The sequence below is a fragment of the Bacillus sp. FSL K6-2944 genome, assembly GCF_038005385.1.
GTDB classification, from domain to species: Bacteria; Bacillota; Bacilli; order Bacillales; family Bacillaceae_G; genus Bacillus_A; species Bacillus_A cereus.
In genome coordinates this window covers 2,426,732-2,448,113 of sequence record NZ_JBBOTE010000001.1, presented here as the reverse complement: position 1 = coordinate 2,448,113, position 21,382 = coordinate 2,426,732, and the positions used below count along the sequence as shown (strand labels likewise).

Sequence of the window (21,382 nt, the reverse complement as noted above, 5' to 3'; positions counted from 1 at the left end):
AGAGCTAGTCCTGAATCGAAAGCCGCCCTAGAGCTACTATCATCTAGGTTCGAGGGGCAGGCTGCTCAGCCTGCGAGTAGGGAGTCCCGCACGTTCACTGAGAAACACTCTTCAAATGTGGTAAATCCACAGGAGGTGAAAGAATTGTCCCAAATGATCCTACAATCATTATCTAGAAATATCTTGAGACGTCCAAGTATTTTTATTTATAGGGCTCTTATTAAGAAGAAAATCTAAGCCTGTAATAGGGCTTAAATATTAATATACGAGGAGGTAAGACGGTGAAAGCAATCCCGACTGATGTCCTGAGTAAAGAATTGATGGAAAGAGAAGGAGTTATATCTATTACAGTAAAGGAATTTGAAAAAATAGAAGTAGCTGGAGTAGTAGTAGCTGGTCCAGCGGTTATTTTGATTAATCAAGATTAAGTACATATCATTGAAATAAAAAGCATCCATCTAGGATGCTTTTTATTTGTATGTAAGCATAAATATGATGGATAATTGTGTTACTGGAGGGAAAGTCTGTGGCAATAATTATAACAATGTTAGTAATGGGTATTTTATTAGGATTTGTTGGAGCTGGAGGAGCTGGGTTTATTATCGCGATACTCACTTTAGTATTCCAAATTCCTATTCATGTTGCTCTTGCAACATCTTTAACTGCAATGGCATTTACGACATTATCAGGTGTTGTAAGTCATTACCGTGAAGGCAATGTTGCACTTATTATAGGCGGGATTGTTGGGGGATTTGGCGCAATTGGCTCTTATATTGGTTCTAAATTTGGTTCACTTATACCAGCACATCTTCTTCATTGGTTTACAGCTGGGATGTTATTTTTATCGGCAATTTTTATGTTTATTAAATTAATTATGTTCCAAAACAAAGAAAAGTCGTCTTTATATAAACATAAAGAGTTTTCCGTGAACTGCTTGTTGAAATGTGTATGCCTTGGATTAGTTACTGGAATGATGGCTGGTTCATTTGGGATTGGTTCTGCACCGTTTATTCAACTTGGATTAATGGTTCTATTGGGATTAACGATTCAGCAATCTGTAGGGACAACAATGCTTGTTATATTACCGATTGCAATTGGAGGCGGGATAGGATATAGTTCGGAAGGATATTTAGATTATATATTGTTATTGCAAGTATTAATTGGGACCATGTTAGGGGCATACATTGGCGCGAAGTTTACAAATTATGCACCGCGAACGCTTTTGAGGTTTTCGATGATTATGACACCGGTTTTAGCTGGGTGTATGCTATTGATGGAATAAAGTGAAATTATAATCAGTAGGGGGTTACTGCTTACAAATAGCGGGATAAAATTAATATAGCAAACTATTAATATATTTTACGAATGAATTATGTAGGTAATTCATATTTCCCATATAAAAGGATTTGTTTTAATATTATGAGTGTAAAGTTCGAGTATTCGAAGTACTACTTGAATTATATCCCTATCCCTTTTCTAAAAATGCGAACAAGTTTTGCCCTATTCTATTCAATAGTTAATTGCATAGAAATATATTGTTCGATGACCATTATGGAACGTACATAATGGGAAAATCCCGATCCTTAAAGAGGATGCCCCTAATCTTCATGTGAAAATATGATCGGATAAGAAAGCTGACCAATTTATGGTCGGCTTTCTTTTTGTTCAAAAACAATTTTTTCTTTAATTTCTGTTTGTAATAATACAGTTTTTCCGAAGCGACGTTTGCATTCCGCACGCACTTTTTCAATGGCTAGTAGCTGAGTAGTCGCGGGAACTGTGACAATAGCTTGGCGAGCCTTTCGATTTTCTTCACAAAAGACACATTCCACAACATAATTAGAAATCATATTTTCATCCTTCCAGTTTTAATTTCTAAAAAAGGATTGTCTATGAAGTTGATGTAATTTTTCGTCATTGTTTTATTATTTTCCTCTTTTTTCAAGGGGAAAATAAAAAAGAGGGCGAATTTTAGTAGGGGAGGGATGTTTATGGAGAGATGGATAGGTAGTGCAGCGGTATGTGTAAATGAAAGAAATGAAGTTTTAATGGTACTGCAGGGCAAAGAGGGAGAAGAAAAAAGATGGTCTGTCCCAAGTGGAGGACTTGAAAAGGGAGAGACACTAGAAGAATGTTGTATCAGGGAAGTTTGGGAAGAAACAGGTTACAATGTGGAAGTGGTAAATAAAATATATGAAAAAGAGGGTATTACATACGGTGTTCCAGTGTATGTCCATTATTATTTTGTTAAACAAATAGGCGGTAATATGAAAATCCAAGATCCTGATGAGTTAATACATGAAATTGCTTGGAAAGGGATACATGAAGTTGAACAATTGTGTTTAGCTTTTCCAGAGGATTATGAATTGCTGTGCCAATATATAGATAAAGAAGCAAGTATGTAAATACTTGCTTCTTTAATGTATCCAAGACAAGAAAAGCGGAACGATAACTAAACTAGCGCCTGCTGTTAAAAGCATGGATAAACTTGCAATTGTTCCTTCCACAGGACCGATTTCGAATGCTTTTGATGTACCGGTTCCATTTGCGCTCGTTCCTAACATAATACCTTTTGCGATTGCTGTTTTAATGCGGCAAATGCGTATGAGAGAAGGACCGAGCAATGCTCCTGTTAAGGCAGTTAAAACGACAAATACAGCAGTTAATTGTGACATACCACCAATCATTTCTGAAATAGCCATTGCGATTGGTGTTGTTACGATATGTGGCGCTAAACTATGTTCTAGTGATGAATCAATTTGAAAATAATTTGCTAGTAGTGCTGAAGTAATGACTGATAAAAACGAACCGACAATGACATTAAGTAAGATAGCCATTCCATGTTTCTTTAATAAATCAAAATATTTATAGATTGGCCATGCAAAAGCAACTGTTGCGGGCTTTAATAATTCAGTTAACCAGTGACCACCAGATTCATATGTTTCATAAGGTGTATCTAATCCGAGCAATAAAGCAATTAAAATAATGGGACAGACGAGAAGAGGAGAAAGTAGACTCCAATTCCAACGTTGATACATTTTTTTTGATATCCAATATGTGAATAGTGTTAATAGTAAACAAAGAAATCCGATCATTGCGTTGATCCTTTCCGCTTTAGTAGCAATTCTGTTAAAAGTCCTGTAACTAAGGTAACGCAAAGAGTGCTAATCATAATAATTAAAATGAGATCGATTCCATATTGTGTTAGTGTATCTCTGTAACGTATGACAGCGACTGCAGAAGGGATGAAAAATAAAATAAGTTCTTTTAATAAAAAATCTGCTCCGTCCTGTATCCATTCTTTTTTAACTAGGTTAAATTTTAACGAAATTAATAATAAAAAAATACCGATTATACTTCCTGGAACTGGGAGGTGTGCCTGTTTTGCAATCCATTCACCTGTCCAAGCGAAACAAAATAGTAATAAAATTTGTCCGCTTAACTTCCACCATTCCATACAGTAACCACCTCTTTCTTTTTTTACATAAAAATTGTAAAAAAGAATTAACAATTTCTACTATACGTTCATTCAAAATATTTGTCTAATATATAAATTATATGTTATTAATATATTAGACATATTAATCGAAAGTGAAAAGGGTGTCCAAAAATGGAATTACGGCATTTGCAATATTTTGTTGTTGTGGCAGAAGAGTTACACTTTGGACGGGCAGCTGCTCGTTTACAAATGACACAACCACCACTTAGTCAACAAATACAGCAATTAGAAAAAGAAATGGGAGTTACATTATTTTCAAGAACGAAAAGAAAGGTTGAACTAACAGAAGCAGGAGAAATGTTTTTAAAAGAAGTAAAAAAAGCGTTTGAACAAATTGAAAAAGCAGTAGAAGTTGCACAAAGTGCGCAAAGGGGAGAAGTAGGATCACTTTCAATTGGTTTTGTAGGTGCGGCGATATATGATATTTTACCATCAATTGTTAGGGAATATAGAAAGAAATTTCCGAGAGTGTCTGTTGCATTACATGAATTGTCAACACCAGATCAAGTTCATGCACTTCATGATAACCGTATTGATATTGGCTTTTTACGTCCACCAATTCCAACACAATTATTAGAATTAGAGCCAATTCAAAGGTTATCTTGTACCTTATGTTTACCAAAGGCACATCCACTTGCAGAGAAAGATGAAATACATATAGAAGATTTACGAGATGAGCCGTTTGTATTTATTACGAGACCAGTATGGCCAGCTTTGTATGATACAATTTTATCTCTTTGCAGAGAAGTTGGATTTAGTCCACGTATTGTACAAGAAGCAACAGAGTATCAAACAGTTATGGGGCTTGTAGCGGCAGGGATTGGAATTACAGTAATACCCGTATCGGCAAATAAGTTATATAAAACAGAAGTTGTATATAAAGAATTATATGATTCTAATTTTGTGGCAGAAATGTCAGTGGCTTACAAAAAAATGAATAGTAATCCAGAGCTGCTAGAGTTTTTAAAAATTGCAAGAGAGAAGAAAAGAATAGAAGTAGAGGATGAGCAATAGTAGTAACAGAATATGGATTTAATTCAAATCCATAAAAGTACACCTTATTAAACAATAAAGCGGAAATGCAACTTAAGTTGCATTTCCGCTTTATTGTTCTTTTTTTAGCTCGATACTGAATAGATAAACGTGTTCATTTTCTTTTAAGAGTAGATCAATACCTGTTTCTTCATCAATGGTAGGAACGCTTACAGTTTCTTTACTTGTTTGGATTACAGCAGCTAAAATTGTTTTTTGATTGTATTTTAAATTTTTTATAGATTGGATTGTAGTAGTTGCGGAGCTATTTACGCTTGGTGGTGCTTCTTCATGAACAAGCGTTGAAGCACCTTCAATATTCATATACCACTGCCTTTTTTCTTGTATATCTTTATCGAATTGGAAATGTGGTGGTAAAAAAGAAAGCTTTACTTTCTTTTTTGAAAAATGTGAGGTAGCTATATTAGCAATTTCTTTTGTTTTTTTACCATTGTTATAATAATCAATTGTAGCATTTATTTCATCTTTATCATTTTTAAGCGTAACGTTATAAAACATGCTATTTCCTTCTTGAAAAGGAGTCATTTGTAAAATAGAAGCTTGCTCTTTTGTTAATTTGTATGGCTCAACAATGGCAACTTCATTGTTTTTTATTTGGCTACAACTTGTGAGTAATAATAAAAACAAGATTGATAGTAATTTTATACGCATGCAATCTCCTCCTTTTTACAATTATATTCTAAATGTGATTTTTTATCATTTCGTTTTCTAGGACTAAAGACTTAGAAGAAATTCCGATTGTAGTGCGATGTTTAAAATGTCATATTTTTATACACTAGTAGTATAGAATGCGTATGTAATAAGGTAGGGGAAGAATTTTATGTCTTTATGTCGGTTAGCGAGAAAAAATATAAGAACATTTGCTACCAAAAGGATGAAGCAATTTATGTGGATTGCTATGAGTATTATGATTTTGTTTTTTATGATATCGTTACAATTTAATGAAGGAGCTATTTTGAAAGTAGGGGATGCATTTGTATTTCAAATGTATTTTTACACACTGTTTATTGTACTAATTTTCATATGTATTTTTACTACATATAAAATGATGTACTCCCTTTTGCTAGTGAGGAGAGAGGAGTTTACATCTTATGTAGCAGAAAATATAAAAAGAAAAGAAGTACTATGTTTATTATGTCAGGAGCAATTATTCATTTATGGAGCAGCGTTTGTTTTTGGATTAGTTAATGGGATGTTATTTTTAAAATTATTTACGATTATTTTTATAAGAATAGCAGGAATACAAGGGATAAATAGTGCACCGATTACAATATATGCAATAGTAGTAGTGAGTATAATTATGATTGTTATCCTTCTATTATCGATGGGGCAATGTTTTCGATTTGTTCAAAGTTTACAAGATAAAAATTCGTTGCATTTCAAGAAAAAGGCATGAGAAATCATGCCTTTTTCCATTTTACACATAAAAATAATCATGTTACAGTGAAAAGACCTGACAAAGAATGGGAAGGAAAGGTTGTATAGAATGACAAATGAACAATCAATTGTAAAAGTCGATCGGTTAACGAAGCGAATCGGATCAAAGACACTTGTACAAAATATTAGTTTTGAAGTGAAAAAAGGCGAGGTTGTCGGTTTACTCGGACCAAACGGTGCTGGAAAAACGACTTTAATGAGAATGATGGTTGGTATGATCCGTATGACAGAAGGTGAAGTATGGCTTGATGGTCAATCTGTGAAACAGCAATTCGAAAAAACAGCTGCGAAAATTGGAGCGGTAATTGAGACACCTGAATTTTATCCTTTTTTGAGCGGCTATGAAAATTTAACATATTTCGGACGAATGAATGGTAATGTGACCGAAGAACGTATCGATGAAGTAGTGAAATTGTTAGGGATGGGACAAGTAATTGATCGCAAAGTAAAAGCGTATTCACTCGGCATGAGACAACGTTTAGGAATCGCTCAGGCACTTATTCACGATCCAGACGTGTTGATACTAGATGAACCGACAAATGGATTAGACCCTAGTGGAATACATGAAATGAGAATGTACATAAAAAAAATTGCACATGAACAAGGAAAAGCTGTACTTGTATCAAGTCACTTACTTTCAGAAGTTGAATTAATGTGTGACAGAGTTATCATTATTCAGCACGGGGAATATGTGGCTACGCAAAATATTCAGCATAGCCAAAGCGAAGAGATGGAGACGATCCGTATACGTGTAGATGATGCGAATAAAGCAGCAGAAATATTAGGGCATGATGTTTTAGTAAAAGATAATGAATTACTTATTAATGTAAAAGATGAAGAAATCCCAAATGTTATTCGTACATTGCTTGAGAAAAATATTCAAGTGTATCGTGTATATGAAGAAAGAAAAACGTTAGAAGAGCAATTTTTAGAATTAACAGGGGGAAAAGATATTGTTTAATTTAGTATATAACGAACTGTATAAAATATTTAAGCGGAAGCGAACGATTATTCCATTTGCAGTTATTGCAGTATTAATAATCGGATTAGGATGGGTTACGGTAAAGTATTTTGAACCGGAAACAAAAGGATGGAAAGTAGATTATACAGAACGAACTGTAGAAATTGAGAAAAAGCTTGGCATGAAAAAAGAAGCTATTTTAGCAGAAAAATCAGGGGATGAGCTTGTAAAAGAATACCAGCTTAAGATGAAGCATTTAGATACGGATACAGCACCGGCAAGCAGTTCTCCACTTTCTTTCATGAGAGATACAGGTTTTATCGTATTTCCAATTTTGCTCCCATTTATCCTCGTGTATGCAAGTACAATTTTTGCGAATGAATATAGCTGGGGAACATATAAATTTTTAACGATACGACCAGCGAGTCGCTTTAAAATTTTAACAGCAAAATTTTTAGCAATCGTTATATTTGCAGCTTTATTATTTATATTTAATATGATCTTCTCCGCTTTATGTGGACTTGTTATTTATAAATTCCAACAGCCTGCATGGAGTGAGTTTATTTTCCAAGATGGAAATATAATAAAACAAAACATTTTTGTAGAAGCAAGTAAATATTATGTTTTATCGTGGTTACCAACGGTTGTGTACGCATCGTTTGCATTTATGATTTCTGTGTTAACGAGATCTAGTGGAGGTGCAATTGGTATTTCACTATTCCTTGCTTTATCAGGCAATATTGCGTTATTAGCAGCCACTAGATATAACTGGGCGAAATATTTATTGCCAGCAAACACAGATTTATATAGTATTTCAAAGAACGGAAGTTTTATTGATGGAGTAACATTCCCGTTTGCATCATGTATGTTGCTACTTTATTTGTTCGTATTTTTATGTATTTCATATACTGTGTTTTTAAAACGTGATTTAACTTAATAAGAAAAGCCGTTCAGGGTGCTGAGATGCACTTTGAACGGCTTTTTTTTATGAGAATTGTTTAAGTGCTCTTTCGGCTAGTAAAGCAAAGTATTCTGCACTTATAGGCAGTGCCTCTTCATTAATTGTAAAAGCAGGATGATGCCATTCATGTGTACCGCTCGTTCCCATAAAGACGAATGAACCTGGTATTTCCTGTTGGTAAAATGAGAAATCTTCTCCAGCCATTGATAGACTAGGCGAGATGATATTAAGATTCATCTTTGTGGCAACTTGAGTAGATAAGTCTGTAAGAGCTTTATCGTTGTGAACAGCAGGAGGACCTGAATAAAAACGGAATTTCGTTTTTACACCTAATGCATCAGATACACCTTTAATAATACGCTCCATGAGTGCTGGAATCTTTTCACGTGTTTCAGCTTGGAACGTGCGAATCGTTCCTTCTAACGTAGCTTTTTCAGGAATCACGTTCCACGTATTTCCTGCGTGAATATTTGTAACACTAACAACTGCATTATGAGATGAACTTATATTTCGGCTTACAATTGTTTGCAGTGCCATCACAATTTGAGAGGATGCGACAATAGGATCTACGCCAGCATCTGGTACAGCCGCGTGTGTACCAACTCCGTGAATTTCAATTTCAAATCGATCAACTCCAGCCATCAGTGGACCATCTTTAATGCCAATTGTACCTACTGGTAAATCAGGTTTATTATGCATGCCGAAAATCGCTTGCACATTACGTAAATGTCCAGCATCAATAACTTTGCAAGCGCCATTACTACTTTCTTCAGCTGGTTGGAATATGAAGCGAACCGTTCCATTTAGGGAAGATTCTCTTTCTTTTAATAAGAAAGCAGTACCTAAAATGGCAGCTGTATGAAAATCGTGTCCACAAGCATGCATTTTCCCTCGTACTTTAGATGCATAGGACAAATGTGTTTCTTCTTGAATAGGAAGGGCATCAATATCAGCACGAACTGCTACAATTGGCCCGTTTTTATTACCAGACACTTCAGCGATAATTCCTGTTTCTAAATTGGAGTCAATGATAGTAATGTTTTTTTCTTCTAACCAATTTTTTATTGCTTTTGTTGTTTCGAACTCTTCATATGATAGTTCTGGATACTCATGTAAATGTCGACGGATGGAAATAAGTTTTTCTTTTAGTTGATTTGAAATAGATACCATGTAGTATGCCTTCTTTCTTCAGCAAAATATTTATCATAAGTATACAACAATAAAAGAGAGGATTCTCAAATGAAAATCCTCTCTCGTTTATCCCGTATTAATGGGCAGTCCGATTGGTTCAACTAATTAAAGTTTCACTTTATGCTGCGACTTTTTTATGCGTATGATGTTTACGATAACGTCCACGCATTGCGTATGCAATTTGCGGGATTGCAATCCCGATTAAAATAAGTGATACACCGAACCATTGTGAAGATAGTACAGCCTCTTTTAAAACGAATACGGACATAATTGTTGTAACTGGTAGTTCCGCTGCACCAAGAATAGTTGCTAAGCCAGAACCGATTTTTGGAATACCGATTGTAAAGGCAATAGATGGAATTACGATACTAAATGTTCCTAATCCTAAACCGTATTTCCAAAGACCTTGAGAAATGGCACCATTAAAAATAAATGTTGGTGGGAATACAATCATGACTAAAGTTAAAGCACCAGTCATTAAGAGAACACCGCGCGGTAATGAAGGTACTTCAACAGCAACTTTTCCGCTCACGAAAATGTATGTTGCGAATGTAACAGCAGATAATAAACCTAAAATGATCCCAGTCGTATCGAAAGCACCTGCTGATTGTTCAAGTAAACCACTTGATAAAAATGTCCCTACAAGTAAGAAAATAACAGAAATAACTTTTTCTCTTGAAGGTAATGTTTTTGTTGCGACTGCTTCAATGATAATTCCGACCCAAACAAATTGGAATAAAAGAATAATTGCAATAGAAGCTGGTACAGTTTTTAATGAAGCATAATAAAAAATTCCGGTAAAACTTGCAGATGTTCCTGCAACGAATAAAAGTAATGCTTGCTTTAAAGGAACGCGATGTCTAGAAAATAGAAGTGTAATAGCAAGCAAAATAATCCAACCGAACAAATATTGGCTGCCAATTACCTCTCCAAGTGAAAATCCTTCTGCATATGCAAGCTTAACAAAAATAGCTAAAATTCCATAACTACACGCTCCTAATAAAACTAAAAGAGAATAACGAAGTATGAAAAATTCCTCCCATCTATATGAAGTTGTTCCGTATCGAAAATATATAACTAGAGGGAAGTATACAAAATTAGAAATAAAGGGTCAAATGAAAGAAAAGTATGACATTTTATAGAATAATAATAAAAGTATGATATTTATGCATAATCTTGAAATTATTAATAGTAGAAGTATTATAAAATCAACTTTGCATTGTATAGAGCCAGCATTTGAAAAAAATATTTTTTAAACCAATATGTATATAGACGTACTAGTAACGTGCTAATTATTTGAGAAACTATGTTACCTTTGTTATGGTAATGACAATTAAAGGAGTTTCATAATCCATTTGAGTTTTTTCTATATAATAGAAGGAAATGAAAACGTTTTATTAGAAACTGTGAGGAAGTACTTTTTTCTTATTGCCACGTTGTAAAAGTGATTTCACGAATTGTTCATAGTATTTTTATGTGTTTTTGTTACAATATTTAGGGAGAGGAGTGGAATGATGCAAGATATTAGTATTTTTTTAGCGTTTGGCGCCGGGTTCTTATCATTTATTTCCCCATGTTGCTTACCGCTTTATCCGGCATTTTTATCGTACATAACAGGTATGTCGGTTTCTGAATTGAAAGAAGAAAATGCAATGCTTCGCAAAAGAAGTATGATACATACAGCGTTTTTCTTACTTGGATTTTCAATTATATTTATTGCAATTGGATTTGGTACAAGTTTTATTGGAGGAATCTTTACTGACTATAAAGATTTAATCAGACAGTTAGGTGGTATATTTATCATCGTGTTCGGCTTAATTATTGTCGGGGTGTTTAAGCCGAAATTTTTAATGCAAGACCGTAAATTTACATTTAAAAATCGTCCAAGTGGCTATTTTGGATCAGTACTAATTGGATTAGCCTTTGCAGCAGGGTGGACGCCATGTACCGGACCAATTCTAGTGTCGGTAATTGGATTAGCAGCAACAAACCCAGAATCAGCAATGATTTACATGATTGCTTACATACTTGGATTTGCTATCCCGTTTTTCGTACTGTCATTCTTTATTACGAAAATGTCTTGGATTAAAAGAAATAGTATGGCCTTCATGAAAGTCGGAGGATATATTATGATTGTTATGGGGGTCTTCCTATACTTTAACTGGATGACGAAAATTATCGTATATTTCTCAAGTTTATTTGGTGGTTTTACCGGTTTTTAGTATTATTCTGCGAAAATGTTGGAAATACTAACGGAAAAGCATATAATGAAAGTATATTTTGCATATAGCCACAAAAAAGGATGAGAAAATATGAACATAGTTCTTTTATCAAGTATCGTTGCTGTTTGTATGGCTGTCGGTGCGATGTTTATTCGTTTAAAAGCAGCTAAGAAACCTGCAACATTGAAAAAAATTATACTTCCGCCATTTTTTATGAGCACGGGAGCATTGATGTATGTTTTTCCTGAATTTCGATTAACTCCAGCGGAAATGTTAGAAGCAATTGGCGTCGGTTTGTTTTTCTCTATTTTTCTTATTAAAACATCTAAATTTGAAATTAGAGGACAAGAGATTTATTTGAAGCGTTCAAAAGCCTTTGTTTTTATATTAATTGGATTACTTGTCGTGCGGATTGTATTTAAAACATACTTAAGCCAATCTCTTGATTTAGGACAACTTAGTGGCATGTTCTTCTTACTGGCGTTCGCGATGATTGTGTCATGGAGAATTGCCATGTACCGTTCCTTTACGAAATTACAAAAGGAAATGGAAAAAGAAGATGGTTTTTATAATGAAAAAGATATGAAGCTAACTTAAAAACTGTATATGTACCAAATAAAAAGACAGCGTCAAAGGCGCTGTCTTTTTTATCGAAAATAATATGAAGTTACTTTGCGAGTAAAGATCGATAGTTAGAATAATCAATCTTTTTTTCTTGTAGTTTTTTAATTAAAAATTTATGATCACGCTTTGGTGTGGCAATGATATATCCTTTAATAATTAAGTCTTGTGTAATTTGAGAGGCATTTTCTTGTAATGCAAGTTCCCCGATTTTTCCAGCAATCTTTGATTTTGCAACATCGCGAAATAGTTCTGGAACAGGACTTACAAGCTCTTCTAACAATTGTTTTTGTTCGTCAGCCCATAAATGTCTCGTTTTATTTATGTAGTGTTCTTCCCAATCCAAAATGGACATGCCGTCTTCTTTTGGTAAACGTTTTAAAAATTTTCTGAACATAAAGTATCCACCGATAGACATAAGCCCTAATAAAATAACCGTCCATAATACAATGAACCAACTGAACCATCCTTCGAGCAAGCATATCCCCCCTTAATGATAGCGGTTTTCTTTTATTCATATTATATACAGTGAGATTCATAGAAAGCAAGAACGCTTGGTCATTTTGACCAAGCGTTATCATTTAAACAAAGTATAGTTGTTCCACATGTAAATTATTATTATCATCTTCTACATATTCAATGATTAATGTGCCAACTTTACGATCTTTATCTTCAGTTGTGAAAATAGAGTAAGAAGTAAAACGTGTTTTTGATAGGCCGCTTATGTGTGTAGGTAAAGAAATGTAGTCGTTATCGCGGAAGAATTCCATCAGTTCAATATCCTCAAATTCTTTTCGGTCAACTTGTTTGTTTGTATAGCGGCGTTGAAGTTGTTTTAAAGATTCATTCCAAGAAATTGCTTTTGTGTCGTATACCATTGTTCTATCTCCTTACTGTATGTAATTATTAAGAACATACGTTCTAATCTAGTATACTCTTTTTATTAGAAAAGGGAAAGCAAAAAATAATGTAAGCTTGGATTTCCAAGCTTACATTATTGATGCGTCCGTCATAATCTCTATTTTTCATTATAAGTTAGATAAGAATAAGAAACAAGATGATATATATAATGTTGAGAGTTTTCAAGATTCTGTATATTATAGGTGTACTAAAGTGTAAGGGAATGAGAGGTGTGACATACGTAATTTCACTGCAAGGGCCGATGGCTAGCGGAAAAACAACATTAGCAAAAAGGTTAGAAAAGAGAGGGTTTCGAGTTATATATGAAAATCCATATCCAATTGTAGAGAAGCGAAAAAAATTGAATTTAGATATGAATTCAAAAGTAGGGTTTATTATGAATCAAAAAATGTTTATGGAAGCAAAAATAAAGGAGTTTCAAAATGTGAAAGATTCAGTCGTAATTTTTGATCGCGGACCAGAAGACATTGAGTTTTTTACACTCTTTTATCCAACGATTATAGGAGAAGAGTGGGATATAGAAACTGAATTGAAAGATGAATTATATAAATTAAGAGAATGCCGTTCGGATGTGATTTTTTACTTAGATGTTACGAAAAAGAATGTATATGATAGAAAAAATAATGATAGAACAAGAAACAGAAGTACATTTGAGGAGCAATTTAAATTAGCAGAAACTGAAAAAGACTGGTATAAACAATTTCCTGTAACTTATGTGGACACAAATAGATTAACAGTTGACGATTTAGAGGTATATTTTATGGACTGGTTAAAGGAGAGAGGGCTATGAAAAAAATACTTTTATTTGTATACCCAACATTTGCGGAGTTTGAAATAACAGTAGCGACGGCGTTGCTGAAAAATAAATTTGAAATCATTACAGCGGGCTTAACAAAAGAATTGATTATAAGTGAAACAGGTTTGCAAGTGCAACCACATATAGAAGTAAGTGAAGTACGTGTAGATTAGTATGAGGGGGTACTTATTCCAGGTGGAGAAGAAGTACAGTTGAAAGATGCGAAATCTCTTTTTTCAGTCATTCGTCAATTTCACGAACAAGAAAAATTAGTGGCGGCAATTTGTGCTGGACCGTATGCGCTAGCAAAAGCAGGGTTATTTAAAGGGATTTCTTATACTGCGACTATAGATTATCAAAAATTTGAGTGTTTTCCAGTAGAAAATTTCGTGTATGAAGAAGTTGTGCAACACTCAAATAGCATTACAGCACAAGGGCATGCATTTGTACCATTTGGAATAGCGATTGCCTCTTATTTTGGAGTGGCAGACGAACATAATACAGATTTTTATTGTGGTAAAGGCAATGTAGTAATGGAGAAACTTTTACGAGAAAACGTGTAAAAGCTAGCAAATGCTAGCTTTTTTACACCGATAAATTACTAACGTTTTTGGATCGCGCCATATACCGTTATGGAGCGATAATTCCTTGTTGATTTCTTCTGTTAGCCATTCTTTCATCTCGGCTTGAAGATACATATTATCGGGTATATTTAACGATGGAAACATGCTGGAAATATAGTTTACTATTGGGGTAGCATGATGAAAAACGAGCGCATTATGAATAACTGTTTCTTCAACCGTTGGAAAAGCAGATGCTACTATCTCTTTACCATTTTCTAAACAAAATGGAGAGACTGCTGGTGATGTTTTCGGTAGATCAAATGCGTCAAGCATGTTGTTACACATTTCAACTATACGAGGTAATGAAACTTTAGAATTTGTTGTAGCTAAAAGTGTTCCGCCAGAACGAATGACTTTATAAAAGCCTTGAATTGTTTTTTCAACATCTTTCACATGGTATAACATATGTCTTGCAATTATTAGGTCATAACAATTTGTTTCGAAAGGAAGTTTACTAGCGTCCCCTCGTTTCCATTCTATTAAGTTATTTATTTTAGCAGCTTCAGCAAGCATAGCTTCGGATTGATCAAACCCGGTTAATGGGCCTTTATGACCATTTGTTTGTAAAAGGGAAAGGAATTTTCCACTAGCGCACCCAACCTCTAATATGTTTTCATCCCCTTGAAGGTGTAAATGTTCAATGACGATCTTATCTAAATCTACGTGTTTTTCTTCGTAATGTGTATGTGTGTCGATGCGTGTTTGTAAATGGTTGCTAACGTTATATTGTCGTTTTACATCATTCATTTTGTCACATTCCACCTTTGTGCAAAATTGTTGGATTGCATGTGTTAATACATCTGTTTTCTTTAAACCTTCGTAATGGAGTGCTGATTCAAACCTTTCAAGTAATTTCTCTTCAATTCGAAAATGAATATCTTTTCGTTTTGTCACTGAAATTTCGCCCCTTTGCATCTGTTAGTGAGACTATAGCACGTCTGGAAATTTTGTGTAAATCATTTGTGTACACAAAATTAGGGGGATGAAAAAAATGTTTGAATATGATTTTAAACTATTGACGATTTAACCGTTTTCATATATTCTTAAATTAAGTAATATTCAAATAATTCAAAAGAAATGAGAGAGTCACATGCTTCTTCAAGGAACACATCGAATTGGTCGTATGGCCATGCTGTTGGCACTTGCGGATGAGAATGAAAGTCCTGTATTATCCATTCCAAAAGGTTGGAAGTATTGTACGGGGAAAGTGGGTTCGATGAATTCGCAAAAGGTTGTCGCAGCAATGGAAACAGCGGCTAAAAGCAACCAAGTTATTGAAACAGACGTTTACAGAGAAACACATGCACTTTATCATGCAATTATGGAAGCTTTGTACGGAGTGACGAGAGGTCAAATTCAGTTAGCAGACGTTCTTCGTACAGTAGGACTTCGTTTTGCGATTGTGCGCGGTACACCATACGACGGGAAAAAAGAAGGCGAATGGGTTGCTGTTGCATTATATGGAACGATTGGTGCACCTGTAAAAGGATCTGAGCATGAGGCGATTGGTTTAGGAATTAATCACATATGATTTGCCCATAGTCTATTAGTTAGAAGGGGGCCTTACTTTTTTAGGACAGAAGTCTGTCTTAAAAAGATAAGGTCCCCTTTTGCCTTTTTAAGGAGGAAAAATGATGATTACGTTAACAGGACATACATTGACAGTTGAAGAAATGAAGAGGTTATTACTGGAAGGAGAAGGTGTAACAGCTTGTCCAACTAGTATGCAAAAGGTAGCGGAGTGCCGCGAAGTAGTTGAGAAAATTGTAGAGGACGGAAAAGTCGTTTACGGTATTACAACTGGATTTGGAAAGTTTAGTGATGTGCTTATCCAAAAAGATGATGTAAAGGCACTTCAACATAATTTAATTCAGTCACATGCATGTGGGATAGGTGATCCATTCCCGGAAGAAGTATCGCGCGGAATGTTAATTTTACGAGCGAACACGATGCTTAAAGGAGTATCAGGCGTAAGGCCGCTTGTTGTAAATATGCTTCTTGAGTTTGTAAATCGTAAAATTCATCCAGTCGTTCCGCAACAAGGTTCACTTGGTGCAAGTGGAGATTTAGCACCTTTATCTCATCTTGCGCTCGTATTATTAGGCGAAGGTGAAGTGTTCTATAAAGGGAAACGCGTTCATGCAATGGTTGCTCTTACAGAAGAAGGGCTTGAACCAATTGAACTTGAAGCGAAAGAAGGTCTTGCGTTAATTAATGGTACGCAGGCGATGACAGCACAAGGAGTTCTTTCTTATATAGAAGCAGAAGCAACGGCGTATCAAGCTGAACTAATTGCTTCGATGACAATTGAAGGGTTACAAGGCATTATTGATGCATTTGATGAAAATGTTCATAAAGCACGTGGCTATAAAGAGCAAGTGGATGTAGCAAGCAGAATTCGTGACATTCTTCATGATAGTAAGTTAACAACAAAACAAGGAGAACTACGTGTACAGGATGCCTATTCACTTCGTTGTATCCCGCAAGTACACGGTGCTTCTTGGCAAGTTTTGAATTATGTGAAAGAAAAATTAGAAATTGAAATGAATGCCGCAACAGATAATCCGCTAATCTTTGATGGCGGGGAAAAAGTAATTTCAGGTGGTAATTTCCATGGTCAACCGATTGCATTTGCGATGGACTTCTTAAAAGTAGGAATGGCGGAACTTGCAAACATTTCAGAGCGTCGTATTGAGCGTTTAGTAAATCCGCAGTTAAACGATTTACCGCCATTTTTAAGTCCAGAACCAGGACTTCAGTCTGGTGCAATGATTATGCAATATGCTGCAGCGTCACTAGTTTCTGAAAATAAAACGTTAGCACATCCAGCGAGTGTTGATTCAATCCCGTCATCAGCTAACCAAGAAGATCACGTAAGTATGGGAACAATCGCTTCACGTCATGCACATCAAATTATTCAAAATGTAAGACGTGTTCTTTCAATTGAAATGATTTGTGCGATGCAAGCGGCAGAATATCGTGGAATTGAAAACATGAGTACAGTGACGAAGAGCTTCTACCATCAAGGGCGTCAGCAAGTACCATCTATTACAAATGATCGCATCTTCTCAACGGATATTGAAAATATTGCACATTGGTTAAAAACGAATTATTCGATAAAAGAAAGATTGGATGTAAACGCAGCACTATAAAATGAGAAAAGGGAGAGATTGAAATGGAAAAAGTACAACAAACAATTCGCGCGCCAAGAGGTACAGAGTTACAAACGAAAGGGTGGGTGCAAGAAGCTGCACTTCGTATGCTAATGAACAATTTAGATCCGGAAGTTGCTGAAAAACCAGAAGAATTAGTTGTGTATGGCGGAATTGGCCGTGCAGCTCGTAACTGGGAAAGCTATCAGGCGATTGTAGATTCATTAAAAACGTTAGAAAGCGATGAAACGTTACTTGTTCAATCAGGAAAACCAGTTGCCATTTTTAAATCACATGAAGATGCACCTCGCGTTCTGTTAGCGAACTCAAACTTAGTACCAAAATGGGCAAACTGGGATCACTTCCGAGAACTAGAGAAAAAAGGTCTTATGATGTACGGACAAATGACAGCTGGTAGCTGGATTTACATTGGAACACAAGGGATTCTACAAGGAACATATGAAACATTTGGTGAAGCAGCTCGTCAACATTTCGACGGTTCATTAAAAGGTACATTAACACTTACTGCTGGTTTAGGTGGTATGGGTGGTGCACAACCTCTTGCTGTAACGATGAACGGCGGTGTTGTCATTGCTATTGATGTTGATAAGCGTAGCATCGATCGTCGTATTGAAAAGAGATATTGTGACATGTATACAGAATCATTAGAAGAAGCATTAACTGTTGCGAACGAGTATAAAGAGAAGAAAGAACCAATTTCAATTGGCTTGCTAGGAAATGCGGCAGAGATTTTACCAGAACTAGTGAAGCGTGATATTACGCCAGATTTAGTTACAGATCAAACATCTGCTCATGATCCATTAAACGGTTATATTCCAGTAGGTTACACATTAGAAGAAGCAGCGAAACTTCGTGAAAAAGATCCAGAACGTTACGTACAATTATCAAAAGAAAGTATGACAAAACATGTGGAAGCGATGCTTGCGATGCAAGAAAAAGGTGCAATTACATTTGATTATGGAAATAACATTCGCCAAGTTGCTTTCGATGAAGGTTTGAAAAATGCTTTCGATTTCCCAGGATTCGTTCCAGCATTTATTCGTCCATTATTCTGTGAAGGAAAAGGGCCATTCCGCTGGGTAGCACTTTCTGGTGATCCAGAAGATATTTATAAAACAGACGAAGTAATTTTACGTGAGTTCGCTGATAATGAACATTTATGTAACTGGATTCGTATGGCACGTCAACAAGTTGAGTTCCAAGGACTTCCATCACGTATTTGTTGGTTAGGTTACGGTGAGCGTGCGAAATTTGGTCGCATCATTAATGAAATGGTTGCAAATGGTGAATTATCAGCACCGATTGTTATTGGTCGTGACCATTTAGATTGCGGATCAGTAGCATCTCCAAACCGTGAAACAGAAGCGATGAAAGACGGTAGTGATGCAGTAGCTGACTGGCCAATTTTAAATGCATTAATTAATAGTGTAAACGGTGCGAGCTGGGTATCTGTTCACCACGGTGGTGGCGTTGGTATGGGTTATTCACTTCACGCTGGAATGGTTATTGTTGCAGATGGAACAGAAGCAGCAGCAAAACGTATTGAGCGCGTATTAACTTCTGACCCTGGTATGGGTGTTGTTCGTCACGTGGATGCTGGATATGACTTAGCTGTGGAAACTGCGAAAGAAAAAGGCGTTAACATTCCAATGATGAAATAAGGAGGAGAAAACATGCTGGACACTTTACTAATAAATATCGGTCAATTACTAACAATGGATCAAGAAGATGGCTTGTTAAGACGAGAAGCGATGAACACGCTTCCTGTTATCGAAAACGGTGCGGTTGGAATTGAAAATGGTGTAATCACTTTCGTTGGAACAGCGGAAGAAGCGAAAGGATTACAAGCGAAAGAAGTTATTGATTGCGGGGGGAAAATGGTTTCTCCTGGTCTTGTTGATCCGCATACCCATCTTGTATTTGGTGGATCTCGTGAAAATGAAATTGCGCTAAAATTACAAGGAGTTCCGTACTTAGAAATTTTAGAACAAGGCGGAGGTATTCTTTCAACTGTAAATGCAACGAAACAGGCGTCGAAAGAAGAACTTGTTCAAAAAGCGAAATTCCATTTAGACCGTATGCTATCTTTCGGCGTTACAACTGTAGAAGCGAAGAGTGGTTACGGATTAGATGATGAGACGGAATGGAAACAATTAGAGGCAACTGCACAATTACAAAAAGAGCATTCAATCGATTTAGTTTCCACATTTTTAGGTGCTCATGCAGTTCCGAAAGAATATAAAGGTAGATCGAAAGAATTTTTACAATGGATGTTAGACCTATTACCAGAAATGAAAGAGAAACAATTGGCGGAATTCGTTGATATTTTCTGTGAAACAGGTGTGTTCTCAGTAGAAGAATCAAAAGAATTTTTATTAAAAGCGAAAGAGCTTGGCTTTGATGTGAAAATTCATGCAGATGAAATCGACCCTCTTGGTGGTGCGGAAGCAGCGGCAGAAATCGGTGCAGCATCAGCAGACCATCTAGTTGGCGCTTCTGATAAAGGGATTGAAATGCTTGCAAACTCGAATACAGTAGCAACATTATTACCAGGAACAACTTTCTATTTAAATAAAGAAAGCTTTGCTCGTGGTCGTAAAATGATTGATGAAGGTGTTGCAGTTGCGTTAGCTACAGACTTTAACCCAGGTAGCTGTCCAACTGAAAATATTCAGCTTATTATGAGCATTGCGATGCTAAAACTGAAAATGACACCAGAAGAAGTTTGGAATGCCGTAACGGTTAACTCATCATATGCCATTAACCGTGGTGATGTAGCTGGGAAAATTAGAGTTGGTCGTAAGGCAGATTTAGTTTTATGGGATGCTTACAATTATGCTTACGTACCGTATCATTACGGCGTAAGTCATGTGAATACAGTATGGAAGAATGGTAATATTGCATATACAAGAGGTGAACAATCGTGGAGCACGGCCACTATTTAAAGAAAAACGCAAAGTTTATTGATCGTGAAGTGACAAAATGGAGTGAGATGATTAAAGATTGGGAGGAAGGTGTAGAAATATTCGGTGCTGCCTTAATTGGAGCACCCCTTTCTAAACCATCTATTAGTCATTCAGGAGCGAGTTTTGCTCCAAAGACAATTCGTGCGATGTTAGATGCATACAGCACATATGCAATTACAGAAGAACACGATATGAAAGAAAGTGTCTTATATGATTGCGGCGATATTACGATGCATGTGACGGATATAAAAGAAAGTCATAACCGAATTGCGAAAACAGTTGGTCATGTAACGAAAGTAAATCCGAACATGATACCAATCGTTCTTGGTGGTGACCACTCGATTAGTTTTCCGAGTATAACAGGCTTTGCAAACAGTAAAGGAAAGGTCGGGATTATTCAATTTGATGCTCATCATGATTTACGTAATTTAGATGATGGAGGCCCGTCAAATGGTACACCATTCCGTAGTTTACTAGAAAATGATGTCATTACAGGGAAACAACTTGTTCAAATTGGAATTCGTAATTTTTCTAATGCACGTGCGTACCATGAATATGCAATAGAGCATGGTGTAACAGTGTATACAATGAAAGACGTACGAGAGCGAGAAATAAAAGATATTATCACGGAAAGTATTGAATTATTAAGAAATCAAGGTGTGACTTCTATTTATATTTCTCTTGATATGGATGTGCTAGACCAAGCGTTTGCACCAGGTTGTCCAGCAATTGGGCCTGGTGGAATGGATAGTACGACTTTACTAGATGCGATTGAATTCCTTGGTAAAGAACCGCTCGTTCAAGGGATGGATATAGTAGAGATTGATCCAACTCTTGATTTCAGAGATATGACGAGTAGAGTAGCAGCGCAAGTGATTATGAGTTTTCTTTTAGCGAGGGAAACGGTTAGTAAGCAAGTTAGTATATAGACGAAAAAGTAGATCTTTATTTATGCCTT

General features: G+C 35.8%; 24 protein-coding genes and 2 pseudogenes. 17 read left to right on the top strand and 9 right to left on the bottom strand.

Features of this window, described 5'->3' with window-relative positions; genetic code table 11:
* Positions 1-281: 281 nt before the first annotated feature.
* Entirely contained in the window at positions 282-428 is a 147-nt protein-coding gene (locus MHH55_RS12365; protein WP_000644411.1) for a BC1881 family protein, read from the top strand.
* A gap of 98 nt (positions 429-526) precedes the next feature.
* Positions 527-1,282, top strand: a complete 756-nt coding sequence (locus tag MHH55_RS12360) for a sulfite exporter TauE/SafE family protein (protein ID WP_075678000.1) — start codon at positions 527-529, stop codon at positions 1,280-1,282.
* Between the two features lie 361 nt (positions 1,283-1,643).
* Here the strand turns inward: MHH55_RS12360 and MHH55_RS12355 are convergent, their stop codons facing one another.
* Positions 1,644-1,850, bottom strand: coding sequence for a DUF3903 domain-containing protein (locus MHH55_RS12355; RefSeq protein ID WP_000625222.1), 207 nt, complete (start codon positions 1,848-1,850; stop codon positions 1,644-1,646).
* Between the two features lie 141 nt (positions 1,851-1,991).
* Between MHH55_RS12355 and MHH55_RS12350 the strand changes: the two genes are divergently transcribed.
* Positions 1,992-2,405 (top strand): NUDIX hydrolase, encoded by a 414-nt coding sequence (locus tag MHH55_RS12350; protein ID WP_000442982.1) that lies wholly within the window; start codon positions 1,992-1,994, stop codon positions 2,403-2,405.
* Between the two features lie 12 nt (positions 2,406-2,417).
* Here MHH55_RS12350 and MHH55_RS12345 read toward each other — a convergent pair whose 3' ends face one another.
* Positions 2,418-3,095, bottom strand: a complete 678-nt coding sequence (locus MHH55_RS12345) for an LrgB family protein (RefSeq protein ID WP_000578954.1) — start codon at positions 3,093-3,095, stop codon at positions 2,418-2,420.
* The gene (locus MHH55_RS12340; RefSeq protein WP_078186345.1) at positions 3,092-3,457 is read right to left on the bottom strand and encodes a CidA/LrgA family holin-like protein; all 366 of its coding nucleotides are present in this window, start codon (positions 3,455-3,457) and stop codon (positions 3,092-3,094) included. Before MHH55_RS12340 ends, MHH55_RS12345 begins: the two co-directional genes overlap by 4 nt.
* Positions 3,458-3,610: 153 nt before the next feature.
* On the opposite strand from MHH55_RS12340, the gene alsR reads away from it, so the two are divergent.
* Positions 3,611-4,513 (top strand): acetoin biosynthesis transcriptional regulator AlsR, encoded by a 903-nt coding sequence (alsR, locus tag MHH55_RS12335; RefSeq protein WP_000423235.1) that lies wholly within the window; start codon positions 3,611-3,613, stop codon positions 4,511-4,513.
* 90 nt (positions 4,514-4,603) lie between these two features.
* Here alsR and MHH55_RS12330 read toward each other — a convergent pair whose 3' ends face one another.
* The gene (locus MHH55_RS12330; RefSeq protein ID WP_025687645.1) at positions 4,604-5,203 is read right to left on the bottom strand and encodes a hypothetical protein; all 600 of its coding nucleotides are present in this window, start codon (positions 5,201-5,203) and stop codon (positions 4,604-4,606) included.
* Between the two features lie 169 nt (positions 5,204-5,372).
* Here MHH55_RS12330 and MHH55_RS12325 point away from each other — a divergent pair, with 169 nt between their 5' ends.
* The 3 genes from MHH55_RS12325 (at position 5,373) to MHH55_RS12315 (ending at position 7,887) form a co-directional block, all read left to right on the top strand.
* Positions 5,373-5,948 (top strand): ABC transporter permease, encoded by a 576-nt coding sequence (locus MHH55_RS12325; RefSeq protein WP_075678002.1) that lies wholly within the window; start codon positions 5,373-5,375, stop codon positions 5,946-5,948.
* 90 nt (positions 5,949-6,038) lie between these two features.
* Positions 6,039-6,950, top strand: coding sequence for an ATP-binding cassette domain-containing protein (locus MHH55_RS12320; RefSeq protein ID WP_139362415.1), 912 nt, complete (start codon positions 6,039-6,041; stop codon positions 6,948-6,950).
* The gene (locus MHH55_RS12315; RefSeq protein ID WP_000482759.1) at positions 6,943-7,887 is read left to right on the top strand and encodes an ABC transporter permease; all 945 of its coding nucleotides are present in this window, start codon (positions 6,943-6,945) and stop codon (positions 7,885-7,887) included. The genes MHH55_RS12320 and MHH55_RS12315 overlap by 8 nt, the downstream gene beginning before the upstream one ends.
* A 48-nt stretch (positions 7,888-7,935) precedes the next feature.
* Here MHH55_RS12315 and MHH55_RS12310 read toward each other — a convergent pair whose 3' ends face one another.
* Both MHH55_RS12310 and MHH55_RS12305 read right to left on the bottom strand, forming a co-directional pair.
* Complete coding sequence (locus MHH55_RS12310; RefSeq protein ID WP_000253675.1) at positions 7,936-9,081, bottom strand: M20 peptidase aminoacylase family protein; 1,146 nt, start codon at positions 9,079-9,081, stop codon at positions 7,936-7,938.
* Positions 9,082-9,220: 139 nt separating this feature from the next.
* Positions 9,221-10,129, bottom strand: a complete 909-nt coding sequence (locus MHH55_RS12305) for an EamA family transporter (protein ID WP_000947043.1) — start codon at positions 10,127-10,129, stop codon at positions 9,221-9,223.
* Between the two features lie 322 nt (positions 10,130-10,451).
* Between MHH55_RS12305 and MHH55_RS12300 the strand changes: the two are divergent.
* The 3 genes and pseudogenes from MHH55_RS12300 to MHH55_RS12290 all read left to right on the top strand — a co-directional run bounded on the left by MHH55_RS12300 (position 10,452) and on the right by MHH55_RS12290 (position 11,921).
* Positions 10,452-10,600: pseudogene (locus MHH55_RS12300) on the top strand (peptidase T).
* A 16-nt stretch (positions 10,601-10,616) separates the two neighbouring features.
* The gene (gene ccdA, locus MHH55_RS12295) at positions 10,617-11,324 is read left to right on the top strand and encodes a cytochrome c-type biogenesis protein CcdA (RefSeq protein ID WP_001152676.1); all 708 of its coding nucleotides are present in this window, start codon (positions 10,617-10,619) and stop codon (positions 11,322-11,324) included.
* A gap of 90 nt (positions 11,325-11,414) precedes the next feature.
* Complete coding sequence (locus tag MHH55_RS12290; RefSeq protein ID WP_001028439.1) at positions 11,415-11,921, top strand: CcdC family protein; 507 nt, start codon at positions 11,415-11,417, stop codon at positions 11,919-11,921.
* Positions 11,922-11,991: 70 nt separating this feature from the next.
* Here the strand turns inward: MHH55_RS12290 and MHH55_RS12285 are convergent, their stop codons facing one another.
* The gene (locus tag MHH55_RS12285) at positions 11,992-12,423 is read right to left on the bottom strand and encodes a DUF2621 domain-containing protein (RefSeq protein WP_000889373.1); all 432 of its coding nucleotides are present in this window, start codon (positions 12,421-12,423) and stop codon (positions 11,992-11,994) included.
* Positions 12,424-12,526: 103 nt separating this feature from the next.
* Positions 12,527-12,823, bottom strand: a complete 297-nt coding sequence (locus MHH55_RS12280; RefSeq protein ID WP_000262401.1) for a hypothetical protein — start codon at positions 12,821-12,823, stop codon at positions 12,527-12,529.
* A 245-nt stretch (positions 12,824-13,068) separates the two neighbouring features.
* On the opposite strand from MHH55_RS12280, the gene MHH55_RS12275 reads away from it, so the two are divergent.
* Both MHH55_RS12275 and MHH55_RS12270 read left to right on the top strand, forming a co-directional pair.
* On the top strand, positions 13,069-13,656 hold the full coding sequence (locus tag MHH55_RS12275; protein ID WP_002041639.1) for an AAA family ATPase: 588 nt from the start codon (positions 13,069-13,071) through the stop codon (positions 13,654-13,656).
* A pseudogene (locus MHH55_RS12270) lies at positions 13,653-14,225 on the top strand (DJ-1/PfpI family protein). Before MHH55_RS12275 ends, MHH55_RS12270 begins: the two are co-directional and overlap by 4 nt.
* 3 nt (positions 14,226-14,228) lie before the next feature.
* Here MHH55_RS12270 and MHH55_RS12265 read toward each other — a convergent pair.
* Entirely contained in the window at positions 14,229-15,179 is a 951-nt protein-coding gene (locus MHH55_RS12265) for a class I SAM-dependent methyltransferase (protein ID WP_000166759.1), read from the bottom strand.
* Positions 15,180-15,375: 196 nt separating this feature from the next.
* Between MHH55_RS12265 and hutP the strand changes: the two genes are divergently transcribed.
* The 5 genes from hutP to hutG all read left to right on the top strand — a co-directional run bounded on the left by hutP (position 15,376) and on the right by hutG (position 21,353).
* Positions 15,376-15,816 (top strand): hut operon transcriptional regulator HutP, encoded by a 441-nt coding sequence (gene hutP / locus MHH55_RS12260; protein WP_000926516.1) that lies wholly within the window; start codon positions 15,376-15,378, stop codon positions 15,814-15,816.
* Positions 15,817-15,919: 103 nt separating this feature from the next.
* On the top strand, positions 15,920-17,437 hold the full coding sequence (hutH, locus tag MHH55_RS12255; protein WP_000631874.1) for a histidine ammonia-lyase: 1,518 nt from the start codon (positions 15,920-15,922) through the stop codon (positions 17,435-17,437).
* Between the two features lie 23 nt (positions 17,438-17,460).
* Complete coding sequence (gene hutU / locus MHH55_RS12250; RefSeq protein WP_000416944.1) at positions 17,461-19,119, top strand: urocanate hydratase; 1,659 nt, start codon at positions 17,461-17,463, stop codon at positions 19,117-19,119.
* Positions 19,120-19,131: 12 nt separating this feature from the next.
* Complete coding sequence (hutI, locus tag MHH55_RS12245) at positions 19,132-20,403, top strand: imidazolonepropionase (protein ID WP_000887531.1); 1,272 nt, start codon at positions 19,132-19,134, stop codon at positions 20,401-20,403.
* The gene (gene hutG / locus MHH55_RS12240; RefSeq protein WP_000399838.1) at positions 20,382-21,353 is read left to right on the top strand and encodes a formimidoylglutamase; all 972 of its coding nucleotides are present in this window, start codon (positions 20,382-20,384) and stop codon (positions 21,351-21,353) included. Before hutI ends, hutG begins: the two co-directional genes overlap by 22 nt.
* Positions 21,354-21,382 lie beyond the last annotated feature (29 nt).